Source organism: Pseudomonas umsongensis (assembly GCF_012647205.1).
Lineage (GTDB): Bacteria > Pseudomonadota > Gammaproteobacteria > Pseudomonadales > Pseudomonadaceae > Aquipseudomonas > Aquipseudomonas umsongensis.
The window spans coordinates 1,440,165-1,456,596 of record NZ_CP051487.1; the positions used below are offsets into that span (position 1 = coordinate 1,440,165).

The following is a 16,432-nucleotide window of genomic DNA, read 5'->3' on the forward strand; positions in this document are numbered from 1 at the left end:
ATCAATCGTTCGGCGCCGCCGTCGAATTGTCATTTATTGCAACTCGTAGCAGGCCAGGAACATGTCCAGCGCCGATTCCACCACAGTGCTCCGCATCTCGGCCGACAAGCCCGGTAACCCCATTGAAATCTGCGGCCAAAAGGCAAAGGACTTGAGCATTCCATAGACTTGTTGCGCGGCAAACGCCGGGTCGACCGCTTTCAAGCGTCCATCGGCCTGGGCAGCGCGAATCCACAGGGTCAGGTTTTCTTCGCGCTCACCCATCCGGGTCACCATGCTTTGCGCGCGCTCGGGAGAATGAATAGTGGCGGCTATGGCCACCCGCGCCAGGTCGAGCAGATTTTCATCGCTGAGCATCTGCAGTTTTGCCGTCAACAGGTGGTGCATCTGTTCACGCAAGGGCAGGTCGGGGCGGTAGGGTACTTCCCGTTCCGCCGTTACCCGGACCCACAACTGATTGAGGATTTCGGCGAACAGTTCTTCCTTGCTGGGGAAGTGGTTGTACACCGTGCGCTTGGACACCCCGGCGGTGGCGGCAATCTTGTCCATGCTGGTGATGTCGAAACCATTGGCACGGAACTCGACAATTGCCGCCTGAATGATGGCTTCGCGTTTACGGTCGGTGAGGCGCTGTGGAGCTGTCATAAATACGCTTCGGCAGGAAAAAAAGGAAAATTACACTCAGCAGTTTACTTGTCGATGGCTTTGCTGCAACCTTAAAACTACACTGTGCAGTGTAATGTTTTGTTAATCCTGCCCGGTAAAAATAGCGTGTTCGGCTGATGCGTGCGTGCCTTGGCCATTTATCGTCCCAACACGAAAAATCGTGAAACGTGCGGTTTTTCTGGAGTCATTTCCTCATGGCCAAATCAACTCCCCCGGCGAACGGCACCTCCAGGCCTGAAGCTTCCCGACAGGCTCAAGGGCAGTTTCAAAACCATAGGCCGATACAGCATTTGAGCCTTGGCAAAACCCTGCGCATCCTCTGGAATGCGATGTTTCACAAACCACGCAACACCCGCCCGACGGCGCCTGTTCCAGTGCAACCGCTGACGCAAGCGGCATTGATGGCGGCGCCCAACCACAGCGTCTATCGCCTGGGCCATTCCACTCTACTGCTCAAGCTGCGGGACAGATTCTGGATTACCGACCCGGTGTTCGCCGAGCGTGCTTCCCCCGTGCAATGGGCCGGCCCCAAGCGTTTTCACCAGCCGCCGATCAGCCTCGACCAATTGCCGCCGATTGAAGCGGTGATCCTGTCTCACGATCACTACGATCATCTGGACTATCACGCAGTGCGTAAACTGGCCGACAAGGCCAAGTACTTCCTCACTCCGTTGGGGGTGGGCGACACCCTGATCAAATGGGGTATCGACGCCAGTAAAATCCGCCAACTGGACTGGTGGCAGGGTACCGAGGTGGAGGGTATCCAGTTCGTTGCCACCCCCTCGCAGCACTTTTCCGGTCGCGGCCTGTTCGACGGCAACAGCACCCTCTGGGCCTCTTGGGTGATGATCGATGGCGATACGCGGATCTTCTTCAGTGGCGACAGTGGATACTTTGACGGCTTCAAACGCATCGGCGAACAATACGGCCCTTTCGACCTGACCCTCATGGAAACCGGCGCCTACAACGTCGACTGGCCCCATGTGCACATGCAGCCTGAGCAGACCCTCCAAGCCCATCTCGACCTCAAGGGGCGCTGGCTGCTACCGATTCACAACGGCACCTTCGATTTGTCGATGCATGCCTGGTACGAACCCTTCGACCGGATCCTGGCCCTGGCCTGGGAGCGCAATGTATCGATCACCACGCCACGGATGGGCGAGGCATTCAATGTGCTGGCTGCCAAGCGTGGCATTGCGTGGTGGTATGAAGTCGAAGAGCAGGTCTACCAGAACCAACAAAGCCTCGGGTGAAGCATCTACAAAAAGAGGCGAGCATTCCTGGATGGATCAGGTCGTAGCTCCAGTATTGAAGTTGCGACCTTATTCAACCATTGCAAAATCCGCCCGCCCCACCGGATTCGGCGTAGACCCTTGCACATTCATCCCTCTACCCGGCGCAAACCCCGGGAAGAACACCAGCCCCTCCGATTCAAGCCGATACGCCAATGCCAGGCGGGTGACATCCAGCACCTCCTGCCGCGCCTCGAAGCGCTCAATGGCTTGCACCGAAACCCCGGCTTCGCGGGATAACGTTTCCACGCTCCAGCCCAGCATCGCTCGGGCCTGGGCGCAGTGGGCCGGGGTGAACTGGAAGAGGGCGATACGTTCCAGGGTGATTTTCATCGCTTGAGAGGCCATGGGGTTCTCCGGGCTCGAGAGTGTTGAATTCAAATGTACTGTGTTTTTGTACAGTTGTTTTCGCTCCGGATCAAACGCATTTTTCGATTTTAGCTATTTCCCGCCCATGGCCAGACGGAAGGTCGCCGGGTCACCACTGCGCGCGATGTGCTCCCAGTTCAGATGCCGCAAGCGTCCACTGCAGTGGGGTCCCGGTGATTTTCAGCGGCACGTGCAAGCGATGCGCCGGGCCCCATGGCGTTTGCTCGACCAGCATGCCCTGGTCGTGCTCATCCTCGGCCCGTAATGGCGTGTTGCTGCCGGGACCATTTTCGATCAACAGTTTTGCCGTACGCGCCAATGACAATCGCGCCGAACCACCCTGTCCGCTGTTCAAGTGTTCTGCCAATAACTTGATCGCGCTGGCCGCCATCAAATACCCGGTGGCATGATCGAGCGCCTGCAGCGGTAAGGGCGTCGGTTTGTCCGCTTGCGTGATGTGCATCCCCGCGTCAGCGATGCCGCTGCTCATCTGCACCAGGCTGTCGAAGCCGCGGCGGTTCTGCCACGGGCCACTCCAGCCGTAGGCGTTGAGGCAAACGTCGATCAGGCCAGGGAACCGTTGCTGGCGTTCGGCGGCACCATAGCCCAGACGCTCCAGGGCATCGGCGCGGTAACCGTGGAGCACGATGTCGGCGTCCTTGAGCAGGCTTTCGAATACCAATCGATCGGTTTTATCGTGCAGATCCAGGCGTGCGCAACGTTTGCCCAGTGTCATTTCCGGCACTACGCCCGGCTCGTTCCAGGAGGGTGGGTCGATGCGCAGCACATCAGCGCCCAGGCCCGCGAGAAAACGGCTGGCGACGGGGCCAGCAAGCACGCGGGTCAAGTCCAGCACCTTGATGGCAGCCAGTGGTCGCGCCACCGAACCTTGCCAGGGTGTGCCGGGTCGGTTGTGGCCGGCGATGAATTGAATCAGCGGTTCGGCGTTGACCGCGAGTCCTTGCGCATGGACCTGCCATTGGTCCCAGCTGCGCATTTCGGCGGCACAGCCACCGGCCTTGACCACGGCCTGTTCCAGATCACTCTTGGCCCATTGCGCCACTTTGCTGGCCATCGCCTTGCGGTCGACGCAGGCGCCCAACACCGATTCGGCGGCGGCGCGGTGATGGGGCGCATTGGTGTGCAGGCGGATCCAGCCATCTTTGGTGGCGTAGTCACCGGCGATCGGGTCCCACAGCGGTGGTACGTTCCAGCCTAGCGGGCGGATCGAGCTGGAGAACCAGAATGACGCCAGGCGCCGGTCGACTTCCAGGCCTGGCAAGCGACCGGTTTGCTGGTGCAACAATTCGCTGACAGCCTGGCCGGCGGCGGCGATGCTGGCGCAAGCCAGGTCGGTAACGGCAAACACCGAGGGCAGGGCGCCGCTGGAGGTGAACGCAACAGGGGTGTGCGGCATGCCGAGTTCGGCTTGAATGGACGTGAGTAAATCAGTCATCGACGGGCCCTCCGGAACGAGAGCCCGAGCATAAATCAAAAAACCTTTACACCCTGAACTGATCCATCAGTTTCATCTGCTGGGTGGTCAGGGCATTGAGCTGGCTGCTGATCTGCGCCGATTCGGTGGCTTGTCCGGTCAGGGTTTCGGTGACGGTACGAATCGCCGAAACGTTGCGGTTGACCTCTTCAGCCACGGCGCTTTGCTGTTCGGCGGCGCTGGCGATCTGCAGGTTCATGTCGCTGATCACCGTGACCGCGTCGCTGATTTTGCCCAGGGCCTGGACCGCTTGCTGGATCTGCCCGGCGTTGCTGTGGGCCTGGGTCTGGCTTGAGTGCATGGTGGCGACCACGCCGCGGGTGCCGCTCTGGATGCGTTCGATCACCAGGCGAATTTCTTCCACCGAGTCCTGGGTGCGCTTGGCCAGGTTGCGCACTTCGTCGGCGACCACCGCAAAACCGCGACCGCTCTCGCCGGCACGGGCGGCTTCGATCGCCGCGTTGAGCGCCAGCAGGTTGGTCTGTTCGGCGATGCTGCGGATGACTTCCAATACCGAACCGATCTGCTCGCTGTTGACCGCCAATGCCTCGACTTCAGTCACGGCCTTACTGACTTCGTCGGCCAGTTGATTGATGTCGCGGGTGCTGCGCTCGATGATCTGCATGCCATCGCGGGCCGACTGATCGGCACCCTTGGCCGCGTTGGCGGCGTTCGACGCGCTGTTGGCGACGTCGTGGGCGGTGGCGCTCATTTCATTGGACGCAGTGGCGACCTGGTCGATTTCGCGAAATTGCACCTGCATGCCTTCGCTGGTCTGGCGCGCGATTTCCGAAGACTGGTCGGCGGTGCCGCGGGCATCGGTGATGCTCTGCTTGATCTGCGCGATGGTCGGCTGCAGCTTGTCGAGGAAACGATTGAACCAGTTGACCAGTTCGCCCAGTTCGTCCCGCTTGCCGTAGTTCAGGCGCTGGGTCAGGTCGCCGTCGCCACTGGCTATCGCCTTGAGCATTTGCGCCACGCTGTTGATCGGCCGGGTCACGCCCGAGGCGGTCAGCCACATCAGCAGCAGGCCAATCAGGCCGGCAATGATCGCCACGCCCACCGCTTTGATCGTGCCGCTCTGCTGGGCGTCATCGAGTACCGCTTGCAGTTTTACCGAATCGGCCAGCAGCACTTGCCTGGGCAGGTCGATCACCACGGCCCACGCCTTGGCGTCGGCAATCGGACTGACCGGGTACACCGCCCGAATCAGGTCGCCCTGTTGGAGAATCTTCGGCGCACCGCTGGCAAGCAATTGCAAGATGTCCTTGCCGTCCGCACCCAGGGTGTCACCGATGCTCTTGCCTACCTTCGTCGGATCGACGCTGTACGCCGCCACCACGCCGGTGCCGGAAACGATCAGCATGTGGCCGGCGTTGTTGAACAACTCACGCTGGGAGTCGACCGCCGCTGCTTGCAGCGCGTCGAGGGCGATGTCGATACCGACCACGCCGATGGACTTGCCATCCACCAGCAGCGGTACGGAAATGGTGGTCATCAACACTTCCTTGCCGCCAACGGTATCGGCATAAGGGTCGAGCAGGCAGGTGCGCTTGCTGTCCCGAGGGCAGGTGTACCAGACGTTGTAGGGCGTGCCGCTGAGGTTCAGGGTGGTCTTGGTCATGTCCTCCTCGACCATGATCGTGTTCAGCGCTTCGCCCCCGGCACGGCTCCAGTAAGTGGCGAAGCGTCCGGCTTCGTTGGATTGGCGGGCCGCGTCATTGACGAAATCGCTGTCCTTGCCGTCCAGGCCATTGGGTTCGAATGCCAGCCAGATGCCCAGCACTTTACCGTTGCGTTCGAAGGCGGTTTTCAGGCTCTGGTTCAACTCTTCACGCAGGGCGCCGGGCTCAAGCGACCGCTTGGCGGCCATGTTGCGCATGTCCTTGATCTGGTCCGCCAGGGCGGTCACCACGGTCTGGGTTTCAGCAAACGTCTTCTGCACCCGCACCCCTTGCTCGGCGGCCTTGGCTTGCAGCAGGTTCTGTACGCTCTCGGTGAGCATCCTGCTACTGGAAGCGCTGACCAGTTCATCGTTCTGATTGGTCTGGTAGAGGTTCATGCCCACTATCGAGGCGACCACGCCAAGCAGGCACAGACCGGACAGCAGGACGATTTTCAGGCGGATGGACAGTGAGTCGAACATAGGGCGAGCTCGCGAATGGATGAGGGGGCGGCTGTGAGCCATTGCGGCTCGACACGCCAAATCCATTTAGCGCCATTCAATGCACATCGGCCTGGGGCACAGATTGCATGAGCGCGCGTCCGACGAACGGTCGTGGTTAAACGTTTGCGCGGGAAAATATGCCGAAAAGTGGATAAAAAACGGAGAAAGTCGCGGCGACCTCTAAGGTTGTCGCGCCAGTGACTCCGGTCGCGACCAGATCCACAAATTGCCCAGGCCCATCCCGGTAATTGCCAGATAGATCGGCCAGCCGTGATCGAGCATGACCAGCATCAGCGTGGCGCACAGCAGCATGCTGACGGTGGCGCTGACCTTGGCCCGGCGCGCGATGATCTTGCCGTTGCGCCAGTTACTGAGAATAGGGCCGAACAGCCGATGATTGTCCAGCCAGGCACTCAAGCGCGGCGAGCTTCGGGTGGCAGCCCAGGCGGCCAGCAGGATGAATTCGGTGGTCGGCAGGCCGGGTATGACGATGGCGACCAGGCCGATGGCGAGGCTGACATAGGCCAGCAGGCCGAAGAGGAGGCGGGCGAGTTTGGAGGAGGCAGGCATGGGGCGCTTGATCGAAATTTATGGACTGACTCGATCCATTGTGGGAGCGAGCCTGCTCGCGAATGCGGTGTGTCATTCGACATAAACGTCGCATGTGCTGACCTCTTCGCGAGCAGGCTCGCTCCCACAGGGGAGGGTGTTTCTTCAGGCAAGTTCTGGGGCGTAAGCCTGTTCCAGCAACACCGTGAAGCGGTTGAAGGCATCGATGGCGCCTTTGTCCAGCTCGGCTTCTTCCTGGGCGCTGAGCTCCAGTTCATCGAGGGTCTTGACGAAGTTTTTCCAACCTTGCGCACGACCACCGGCCGGTTCGCCAAGGTGACGGGCACCGAGGGTCTCGCTCAGGCCGAGGCCCACGGCACGCTTGAGCAAAAACGCTGCGCCCAGCTTCGAGCCTTCGGAGACGAAGAGCCAGCCCATGGCCTGGGCCTTGGTCGGGTTTTGCAGTGCGCCTGCAACCGGCGCCGGCACCTCGGTGTCAAGGTCCGCCAGGTCCGCCTTCGCCGCCTCGGCACGGCAACGGGCTGGCAGGTCCGGAACGACGGCTGTCAGTTCGGCATCGTTGTATAGCGCCACCAGTTCCGACTGGAACAGGTATTGCGCTACCACGAAGCGGGCGAAATTGGCCTGGGTTTCAAAGGGGGCATGGGCTTTGACCAATGCATCGAGCTTGCTGTGCGGCTCGTTGGTGACCTGGTTCAAGCGTTGCGAGCGCAGGGTGGGGCGTTGGGCGGTGTCCTGGGTGGTCATGGCAGATCCTTGGGAAAGAAGAGGCGCTTGGTAACGAGACGAATGAGCAGGTGCATGACAGTAAAAAATCCTCATCGGGCGGCTGTTACAGCGCCCGGTGAGGTGCACGGGGTCAGATATCCCACACCAGATTGATCGCGAAATTGCGTCCAGGCTGGGTCAGGCGATCGAGGTTGGCGGGCTGTGTCACCGAGGCTTCGCCGACGCTGTCGTAGCCGCGTACGTCATCCCACTGCCAGTACTTTTTGTCGGTCAGGTTGTACAGGCCGGCATTCACGGTCAGGTCGTCGGTCACCTTGTAGAAACCCGCCAGGTCGAGCACGCCGTAACCCGGTGTCTTGAACTGCGTGCTGGTGCCGTCCGGGGTGTTGAAGCTGGTGCTGTCGACCCGGGTCTTGCGTTTGACCAGGGTCCAGCTCAGCAATGTGCCGTACTTGTCCTGGTCATAGCCCAGACCGAATACGCCGGTCAGCGGGTTGATGCTGTTAAGAGGTTCGCCGCTGTCATCGTTGCGACCATACAGGTAGGCCACCGAGCCCTGTGTATAGAGGCCGCTTGGCGCGCCGAAGGCATCCAGGTTCAAGCGCCCCTTGAACTCCATGCCCTTGATGGTGGCGTGCTTGATGTTGTTGCTCTGGAAAGTGGTCTCGGTGTAGCCGGGAGTAATGGCGTTCTCGTCGATGAAGTCGCGATATTTGTTGTAGAACACCGCGATATCGAAAGTACCGGCCTCGAACTGCCCGCGCAGGCCGGTTTCATAACTCTTGCTCTTTTCTGGTTCGAGGTCGGGATTGGGCGCGACCTGATACCCGCCAGCCAGGTTTTCGAAGCGACCATAGAGAGCCTTGGCGGTCGGCGTGCGGAAGCCTTCAGCGTATTGGCCGTACCAGGTGTAGTTGTCATCGAAGCGGTAGGTCGTGCCGAATTTCGGTGACAGGCGATGCCAGGTTTTTTCGTCGTCGTTCACCTCACCGTTGCCGCTCTGGTCGGCAGTGGCCAGGAACTCTTTGGTCAGGTGCGGCTTGAGCTGGGTGTAGTCGTAGCGCAGGCCGGGCACGAAGGTCCAGTTGTTCCAGGCGATCTGGTCCTGGGCGAACAGGCTGTAGGTGTTGATGGTCGGATCCGGAAAATCACTGGCCGGGGTCAAAGTGTCGGCAGCGCTCGCAGCATTCATGACGCGGCAAGCGCCGGCCACGGTCAGGCAGGTGCCGCTACCGGTGCGCAGGCCGGTGACTTTGTCCTGCTTGATGGTGGTGCCATAAGTGATCGCATGGTCGGTGTCGGCAATGGCAAACGCCTTGTCAGCCTGGGCATCGAATACCCATTGGCGATCCTTGTAGGTGGTATCGCGGTGACGCAGCACCGTGCGTGACGGTGCGTAGATTTCTTCGGTGCGCTGGTCGGTCTTGGCAATCTGGTAATTCAACGTCCACTTGATGTTGTCAGCCAGGAGGCTGTCCACAGCGAAACGGTGATCCAGGCCGAAGCGCTCGCGGGTGATGGTGTCGTTGCCGGTGCGCGATTTGTAGAAGCCGAAGCCGCGTCCTGCGTTGAACGGGCCACCCACGGCGCTTAGCTGATTGGTGTCGCGATCGTCCTTGTAGTGCTCGTAAGTCAAGCCGAAGCGCGCATCGTCGGCGTAGTTCCAGTCGAGCTTGGCCAGCACGTTGGTGGTGCGCACGTCCTCGGGGTTGGCTTCGGTGCGGTCCAGGCCGGTTCCACCGGTTTCGCCATGGGACTGCGTTTCGTGGCCATTGCGCTGGCTCAGGTGCAGCAAGCCGTCGAAGTCGCCGGTGCGACCGGCCACGGTGCCGGAGGTGAGCCAGCTTTCATCGGCCGAGCTGTAGCCGGTCTTCAGGCGAGCACCGACGTCCTGGCCTGGCTTGATGATGTCGTCCGGGTCCAGCGTGTAGTAGCTGACCGCGCCACCAATGGCGCTGCTGCCGTACAGCACCGAAGCCGGGCCGCGCAGTATTTCCACGCGCTTGACGATTTCCGGGTCGACATAGTTGCGGTTGGTCTGGGCGTACGGACCATTGAAGAAACCATCGGGCACCTGGACTCCGTCGACCTGGGTCAGCACGCGGTCACCGTCGATACCGCGGATGTTGTAGCCGGAAAGGCCCGCGCGGGTCCCGGTGCCGCCTACCGATACACCCGGTTCGTAGCGCACCAGATCCTTGATGCTGTTGACGTTGTTGCGGTCGAGTTCCTCGCGGGTGTGGACGGTGACGGTGCTGGGCACGCTGCTCACGTCCTGTTCCTGGCGCGTGGCGCTGATGGTCACCTGTTCCAGATTCAGGGTCCCGGCGCTGCTTCGGCGCTCCAGCACGATGTTGTTGTTGCCGAGTTTGCGATAGCTCAGGTTGGTCCCCACCAACAGGCGATCCAGGGCTTTTTCCGCTGGCAGCGATCCGCGCACGCCCGGTGAGTCCATCCCTTGCGCCAGTTCGGCTGAAAAGCCGACCTGCCAGCCGGTCACTGCGGTGAACGAATTGAGTGCCGACACCAGCGACTGTGGCGCAATGGCGAATGCGTAATCGCCCATTTTGCGCGCCGACTGTTCAGGGGCCGTGGCGGCCATGACGGGCACAGCACCGGCCATCAGAATGGCGGCGGTCAGCAGCGACAGTACGCAAGAAGGTGAACTAACTGGGCGGGTAAGGCGAGAGGACATCGATAGCGCTCCGTGTCGCACGAATCTTTATAGGTGCTGATTGGCATTTAGAGATGCGAATCAATTGCATTGGCTATAACGAGACGTACGAGGTTCAGCTATCGAGTAAAAATAATTCTCATTTAGTTCAAGATGACCAGCGCCGGGTATTCCTTGAGCTGTGCCGAGGCAATGTGAGCCAGCGAGCGGACCACGTCCAGCGGCTGGTCGAGACGATAATTTCCGGTCACGGCAACATTCGCCAACTGCTCATTGTTGTTGATGATCCAGCCCGGATAGTAGCGACGCAGCTCTGCCAGCACCTGGCTCAGCGGGCAGTTTTCAAACACCAGGCGACCCTGGACCCAGGCCAGGTCAGTGGCCGCATCCAGTTTGGCCGGCTGGTCGAAACCATTGGGGCCGATGCGGATGCTTTCCCCGGCTGTCAGGCGCACCCTCGCATCGTCGTCGCCGGTGGCGCGTAAGTCGACATCCCCGCGCTGCACTCGAACCTGGGTTACGCCGTCAAGGTAACGCACGGCGAATGCCGTATCGCGAACACTCGCGGTAACCAGGCCCGCGTCAATTTCCAACGGCAGACCGCGATGCGGCTGCACGTCGAAAAACGCCTCGCCCTGATACAGGCGGGCCACGCGCTTCTGGTCGTTGATGGTGCTGGAAAACGCCGAGTTGGTATTGAGCAGGACTTTCGAGCCGTCCTCCAGTTGCAGGCGCTGGCGTTCACCGACCACGGTCAGGTGATCGGCCTGCAGGCGCATCGGCAGATTGCTGAAGCTGAACAACCCGAGGATCAGCACGGCGGCGGTGGCCAAGGGTCTCCAGTGCGGGCGCAGACGCGACAGCGCAGTGACTTTGACTGGGCTCGATGCCAGTTTTTGCGCGCATTGCGTGACTTGCGCACCGTTCCATATCGCCTGCGCCCTGGCGAACGCCTCGGCGTGCGCAGGGTCTGCCGCGAGCCATTGGTGGAACTGGCGGGTCTGTTCTTCGCTCGGGCTGTCCAACACGATCAGCCAGTCCAGGGCCTGGTCCATCGCCTCGGCTGTGGCCTGCGCCGGTGAGGGCGAAGGGGCGCGGTGGGTGTCCGTCACGGTGTTTCCTCGGCGTGTCTGTGCACGGCTGTTTTTTTAGTGAAGCGCAAAAGAGGGCCAAGGGTAGCCCTGATGAACAAGGTCGTCGAGCCGCGGGTGGCTCAGTGGCCTTTCGACCGGTCGGCGACGCCGATGCAGATGGTCATGATCAACTTCAGCTCCTTCTGCACGGTACTGAGTGAGACGCCGAGTTTCTCGGCAATCTCCAGATAGCTATGGCCGTGCAGGCGGCTGAGGATGAAAATTTGCTGCTGGCGGGAGCTGAGTTGACTGAGGCGCACATTCAAACGCTCGAGCAATTGTTCGGCATGGGCGGCGTCCTCGGCACTGCTGGCGGGGGCGGCGATGCTGTCCACCACGTCCGGTGGCACGTCATCGACCATGGTGCGCGAGTGGATGCGCCGCGCGCGCAAATGGTCCAGTGCCAGGTTGCGGGCAGTCTGGAAAACGAAGGGTTCCAGGTGATCGATGGCCCGCTCGCCGAGTGCACGGCTCACCCGCAGGTAAGTCTCCTGCAAGAGGTCTTCGGCGGTGCTGTGATTGTTGACCATCCGCTCCAGCGTGCGCAGCAGAGAGATTCGCTGGGAGATGAAGACGTCGTTGAAACGCGATTGACTCACGGGAGGACCTGATCCATTTCGAGTGAATGATAATGCTTATCATCCGCTCGAATGGTCAAGCCTTGATTTGTGAAGGGCTACGCCCGACCCTGCAGATACATGGGGTAATCCGGAATCCGATGCCCGTGTGCCTGATCCATCAGCGGGCTGCTGAGCAGGTAGTCGGCGCTGCATTCATTGCACGCCACCGGAATGTTCCAGACCGCTGCGACCCGTAGCAATGCCTTGATGTCGGGGTCGTGTGGCTGAGGTTCGAACGGGTCCCAGAAGAACACCAGCATGTCGACCCGTTGCTCGGCGATTCGCGCGCCGAGCTGTTGGTCTCCGCCCAATGGGCCGCTGATCATGCTCTCCACCGGCAGGTCGAGACGTTGTTGCAATAACAAACCGGTGGTGCCGGTGGCGACCAGTTCATGTTGCGCGAGCCGGTCTTTCTGCCGTTCGGCCCAGTCCAGCAAAAACACTTTGCAGTGGTCATGGGCGACCAGGGCGATACGCTTGCGCGCGGCCATGGTTTTTTGGGTCAACGTAATGCCGATCATGGGTACAGCTCCAAAGCTTTATGCGTCCTGTGTAGGAGCTGCCGCAGGCTGCGATCTTTTGATCTTGTTTCTAAAAAACAAAATCAAAAGATCGCAGCCTGCGGCAGCTCCTACAGGATTGCGTCAACGCGGAACGAGTCGTCGTAATTCGTCGCTTATTCGGCGTTGCACAGCGCCAGGCAGTTATCGAGCATGCGGTTGGAGAAGCCCCATTCGTTGTCGTACCAGGCCAGCACCTTGAGCAGCTTGCCGCTGGACTTGGTGTGGTTGGCGTCGAAGATCGACGACAGCGGGTTATGGTTGAAGTCGCTGGAGACCAGCGGCAAGGTGTTGTAGCCGAGAATTTTCGAGTGCTGGCTGGCTTGCTTGAGCAGTGCATTGACCTCTTGTGCGCTGGCTTCTTTTTTCAGCTGCACGGTCAGGTCGACCAGGGATACGTTGATCACCGGCACGCGCACCGCCATGCCCGTCAATTTGCCCGCCAGTTCCGGCAGCACCAGGCCGACCGCTTCAGCCGCACCGGTCTTGCTCGGGATCATGTTCTGCGTGGCCGAACGGGCGCGGTACGGGTCGGTGTGGTAGACGTCGGTCAGGTTCTGGTCGTTGGTGTAGGCATGGATGGTGGTCATCAGGCCACTTTCGATGCCCAGTTCGCGGTGCAGCACCTGGGCCACCGGGGCCAGGCAGTTGGTGGTGCACGAGGCGTTTGAAATAATCTGGTGCGACTGGCGCAGAATGTCGTGGTTGACCCCATATACCACGGTGGCGTCGGCACCCGTGGCCGGGGCCGAGATAATCACTTTGCGTGCACCGGCCGTAATATGCGCGGCGGCTTTGGCGCGGTCGGTGAACAGACCGGTACATTCGAACACCACATCAATCTTTTCCGCGGCCCAGGGCAAGTCGGCCGGATTGCGAATGGCGCTGACCGCGATACGGTCGCCGTTGACGGTCAGGCTTTCCTGATCATGCTGGACATCGGCGTCGAACGTGCCGTGAACCGTGTCGTACTTGAGCAAATGCGCATTGATTGCGCTGTCACCCAGGTCGTTGATGGCGACGATCTGCAGATCCTGGCGATAGCCTTGGGTATAGAGTGCTCGGAGGACGTTGCGACCAATACGGCCAAAACCATTGATTGCGATTCGTAGAGTCATTTGTCAGCGCCGCCGTCGTTTTGTTGTTGGAATTACAAGATTATTCGCAAAAAAATAGAAAACAAGCCTTTTTAATGGCAATATTTTGTTCAATCTACAACGAGTGACCTGAATCAACTGGTCCGAATGGTCAGAAAAGCCGTCTGTCATCCCATCGACACCGGTGTTTGATCAGCATAGACAATCAGGTCGCCACATCCGTTAGCCTGGAGTTCTACACATGCATCCCCGCGTACTTGAGGTCACCGAACGGCTTATCGCCCGCAGCCGCGCCACGCGTGAGGCTTACCTTGCACTGATCCGTGATGCCGCCAGCGACGGTCCGATGCGCGGTAAGCTGCAATGCGCCAACTTCGCCCACGGCGTGGCCGGTTGCGGCAGCGACGACAAGAACAGCCTGCGGATGATGAACTCCGCCAACATCGCAATTGTTTCGTCATATAACGACATGCTCTCGGCGCACCAGCCGTACGAAGTCTTCCCGGAGCTGATCAAGAAAGCCCTGCGCGAAATCGGTTCCGTCGGCCAGTTCGCCGGCGGCACCCCGGCCATGTGCGATGGCGTGACCCAGGGCGAGCCGGGCATGGAACTGAGCCTGCCGAGCCGTGAAGTGATCGCGCTGTCCACCGCCGTGGCGCTCTCGCACAACATGTTCGATGGCGCGCTGATGCTCGGCATCTGCGACAAGATCGTCCCGGGCCTGATGATGGGCGCGCTGCGCTTCGGCCATCTGCCGATGATCTTCGTGCCGGGCGGGCCGATGGTGTCGGGTATTTCCAACAAGCAGAAAGCCGACGTGCGCCAGCGCTACGCCGAAGGCAAGGCCAGCCGTGAAGAGCTGCTGGAGTCGGAAATGAACTCCTACCACAGCCCTGGCACCTGCACCTTCTACGGCACCGCCAACACCAACCAGTTGCTGATGGAAGTCATGGGCCTGCATTTGCCGGGCGCTTCCTTCGTCAACCCGAACACGCCACTGCGCGACGCCCTGACCCGCGAAGCGGCGCACCAGGTGACGCGCATTACCAAACAGAACGGCGACTACCTGCCGATCGGTGAAATCGTCGACGAGCGTTCGCTGGTCAACTCCATCGTTGCCCTGCACGCCACCGGCGGCTCGACCAACCACACCCTGCACATGCCGGCGATTGCCATGGCGGCGGGCATCCAGTTGACCTGGCAAGACATGGCCGACCTCTCCGAGGTCGTGCCGACCCTGAGCCACGTCTACCCGAACGGCAAGGCCGACATCAACCACTTCCAGGCTGCGGGCGGCATGTCGTTCCTGATCCGCGAACTGCTGGACGCCGGGTTGCTCCACGAAAACGTCAACACCGTGCTGGGCCACGGATTGCGCCGCTACACCATGGAACCGTTCCTCGATAACGGCGAACTGGTCTGGCGCGAAGGCATCACCGAAAGCCTCGACGAAAGCATCCTGCGTCCGGTTGCCCGGGCGTTCTCGCCGGAGGGCGGCCTGCGTGTGATGGAAGGCAACCTCGGTCGCGGCGTGATGAAGGTGTCGGCCGTGGCATTGGAAAACCAGATCGTCGAAGCGCCGGCCATGGTGTTCCAGGATCAGCAAGACCTGGCTGATGCGTTCAAGGCCGGTTTGCTGGAGAAGGATTTCGTCGCGGTGATGCGTTTCCAGGGCCCGCGTTCCAATGGTATGCCGGAATTGCACAAAATGACGCCGTTCCTCGGCGTGCTGCAGGATCGCGGCTTCAAGGTTGCCCTGGTCACTGACGGGCGCATGTCCGGCGCGTCGGGGAAAATCCCGGCGGCCATCCACGTCAGCCCCGAGGCTTACGTGGGTGGACCTTTGGCGCGGGTGCAGGAGGGCGATATCATCCGCGTCGATGGCGTCAAAGGCACCCTGGAGCTTAAGGTGGACGCCGAAGAATTCGCAGCGCGCACGCCGGCCAAGGGCCTGTTGGGCAACAACATCGGCACCGGTCGCGAACTGTTTGGTTTCATGCGCATGGCCTTCAGCTCGGCAGAGCAGGGGGCCAGCGCCTTCACTTCTGCCCTGGAGACGCTTAATTGAAACTGGCTTTGGTCGGTGACATCGGTGGCACCAACGCACGGTTCGCGTTGTGGAAAAACCAGCAGCTGGAATCGGTCCAGGTGCTGGCGACGGCCGACCATGCCAGCCCGGAAGAGGCCATCAGCCTCTACCTGGACGGGCTGGGCCTGGCGCCGGGTGCGATCGGTTCGGTGTGCCTGTCGGTGGCAGGCCCCGTGAGCGGCGACGAATTCAAGTTCACCAACAATCACTGGCGCCTGAGCCGCAAGGGTTTTTGCCAGGCCTTGCAGGTGGATCAACTGCTGTTGGTCAACGATTTCTCGGCCATGGCCCTGGGCATGACGCGTTTGCAGCCGGGCGAATTCCGCGTGGTCTGCGAAGGCACGCCGGAGCCGTTGCGCCCGGCGGTGGTCATTGGCCCGGGCACGGGTTTGGGTGTCGGCACCCTGCTAGATCTCGGGGAAGGGCGTTTTGCCCCGCTGCCGGGGGAGGGCGGTCACGTCGATCTGCCGCTGAGCAGTCCGCGCGAGACTCAACTGTGGCAGCAGATCTTCAACGAGATCGGACATGTCAGCGCCGAAACGGCATTGAGCGGCGGCGGCTTGCCCCGAGTCTATCGCGCGATCTGTGCGGTGGACGGCCACGAGCCGGTGCTCGACACGCCAGAAGCGATTACGGCTGCCGGTCTGGCGGGTGATCCGATTGCATTGGAAGTACTCGAGCAATTCTGCTGCTGGCTCGGTCGCGTGGCGGGCAACAACGTGCTGACCACCGGTGCGCGCGGTGGTGTGTACATCGTTGGCGGGGTGATTCCACGCTTCGCCGATTTCTTCCTCGAAAGTGGTTTCGCCCGGTGCTTTGCCGACAAGGGGTGCATGAGCGATTACTTCAAGGGAATTCCGGTGTGGCTGGTGACGGCGCCGTATTCGGGGCTGGTTGGCGCGGGTGTGGCGCTGGAGCAGGCATAAGACCGCGTCGTGCCATTCGCGAGCAGGCTCGCTCCCACAGGATCG

14 protein-coding genes and 1 pseudogene are annotated in these 16,432 nt (G+C 60.9%); 3 read left to right on the top strand and 12 right to left on the bottom strand.

The window, feature by feature from the left end; genetic code table 11:
- Positions 1-33: 33 nt before the first annotated feature.
- Positions 34-645 (bottom strand): TetR/AcrR family transcriptional regulator, encoded by a 612-nt coding sequence (locus tag HGP31_RS06440; RefSeq protein ID WP_168757337.1) that lies wholly within the window; start codon positions 643-645, stop codon positions 34-36.
- Positions 646-860: 215 nt separating this feature from the next.
- Here HGP31_RS06440 and HGP31_RS06445 point away from each other — a divergent pair, with 215 nt between their 5' ends.
- Positions 861-1,919 carry an MBL fold metallo-hydrolase gene (locus HGP31_RS06445; protein WP_042955331.1) on the top strand — a complete coding sequence of 353 codons (1,059 nt, stop codon included), beginning with the start codon at positions 861-863 and terminating at the stop codon, positions 1,917-1,919.
- 69 nt (positions 1,920-1,988) lie between these two features.
- Here the strand turns inward: HGP31_RS06445 and HGP31_RS06450 are convergent, their stop codons facing one another.
- The 11 genes and pseudogenes from HGP31_RS06450 to gap all read right to left on the bottom strand — a co-directional run bounded on the left by HGP31_RS06450 (position 1,989) and on the right by gap (position 13,393).
- Positions 1,989-2,306 carry a helix-turn-helix domain-containing protein gene (locus HGP31_RS06450; protein WP_020797056.1) on the bottom strand — a complete coding sequence of 106 codons (318 nt, stop codon included), beginning with the start codon at positions 2,304-2,306 and terminating at the stop codon, positions 1,989-1,991.
- 130 nt (positions 2,307-2,436) lie between these two features.
- The gene (locus tag HGP31_RS06455; protein ID WP_168757338.1) at positions 2,437-3,783 is read right to left on the bottom strand and encodes a CoA transferase; all 1,347 of its coding nucleotides are present in this window, start codon (positions 3,781-3,783) and stop codon (positions 2,437-2,439) included.
- 46 nt (positions 3,784-3,829) lie between these two features.
- Positions 3,830-4,585 carry a methyl-accepting chemotaxis protein gene (locus HGP31_RS30920; RefSeq protein ID WP_371259762.1) on the bottom strand — a complete coding sequence of 252 codons (756 nt, stop codon included), beginning with the start codon at positions 4,583-4,585 and terminating at the stop codon, positions 3,830-3,832.
- Positions 4,586-4,687: 102 nt separating this feature from the next.
- Positions 4,688-6,034: pseudogene (locus tag HGP31_RS30925) on the bottom strand (methyl-accepting chemotaxis protein); the annotation flags it as partial.
- Between the two features lie 135 nt (positions 6,035-6,169).
- Positions 6,170-6,559 carry a YbaN family protein gene (locus HGP31_RS06465; RefSeq protein WP_083348347.1) on the bottom strand — a complete coding sequence of 130 codons (390 nt, stop codon included), beginning with the start codon at positions 6,557-6,559 and terminating at the stop codon, positions 6,170-6,172.
- A 144-nt stretch (positions 6,560-6,703) separates the two neighbouring features.
- Complete coding sequence (locus HGP31_RS06470) at positions 6,704-7,306, bottom strand: biliverdin-producing heme oxygenase (protein ID WP_020797051.1); 603 nt, start codon at positions 7,304-7,306, stop codon at positions 6,704-6,706.
- Positions 7,307-7,418: 112 nt separating this feature from the next.
- Entirely contained in the window at positions 7,419-9,983 is a 2,565-nt protein-coding gene (locus HGP31_RS06475; protein WP_168757339.1) for a TonB-dependent receptor, read from the bottom strand.
- A 122-nt stretch (positions 9,984-10,105) separates the two neighbouring features.
- Complete coding sequence (locus HGP31_RS06480) at positions 10,106-11,074, bottom strand: FecR family protein (protein WP_033043401.1); 969 nt, start codon at positions 11,072-11,074, stop codon at positions 10,106-10,108.
- A 101-nt stretch (positions 11,075-11,175) separates the two neighbouring features.
- Positions 11,176-11,694: an RNA polymerase sigma factor gene (locus tag HGP31_RS06485; RefSeq protein WP_020797048.1), complete on the bottom strand. Its 519-nt coding sequence runs from the start codon at positions 11,692-11,694 to the stop codon at positions 11,176-11,178.
- A 77-nt stretch (positions 11,695-11,771) separates the two neighbouring features.
- Positions 11,772-12,236, bottom strand: a complete 465-nt coding sequence (locus HGP31_RS06490; RefSeq protein WP_168757340.1) for a methylglyoxal synthase — start codon at positions 12,234-12,236, stop codon at positions 11,772-11,774.
- 155 nt (positions 12,237-12,391) lie between these two features.
- Positions 12,392-13,393: a type I glyceraldehyde-3-phosphate dehydrogenase gene (gap, locus tag HGP31_RS06495; protein WP_020797045.1), complete on the bottom strand. Its 1,002-nt coding sequence runs from the start codon at positions 13,391-13,393 to the stop codon at positions 12,392-12,394.
- A gap of 220 nt (positions 13,394-13,613) precedes the next feature.
- On the opposite strand from gap, the gene edd reads away from it, so the two are divergent.
- Both edd and HGP31_RS06505 read left to right on the top strand, forming a co-directional pair.
- Complete coding sequence (edd, locus tag HGP31_RS06500) at positions 13,614-15,440, top strand: phosphogluconate dehydratase (RefSeq protein WP_020797044.1); 1,827 nt, start codon at positions 13,614-13,616, stop codon at positions 15,438-15,440.
- Positions 15,437-16,387, top strand: coding sequence for a glucokinase (locus HGP31_RS06505; protein WP_033043399.1), 951 nt, complete (start codon positions 15,437-15,439; stop codon positions 16,385-16,387). The genes edd and HGP31_RS06505 overlap by 4 nt, the downstream gene beginning before the upstream one ends.
- The last annotated feature ends 45 nt before the right edge of the window (positions 16,388-16,432 follow it).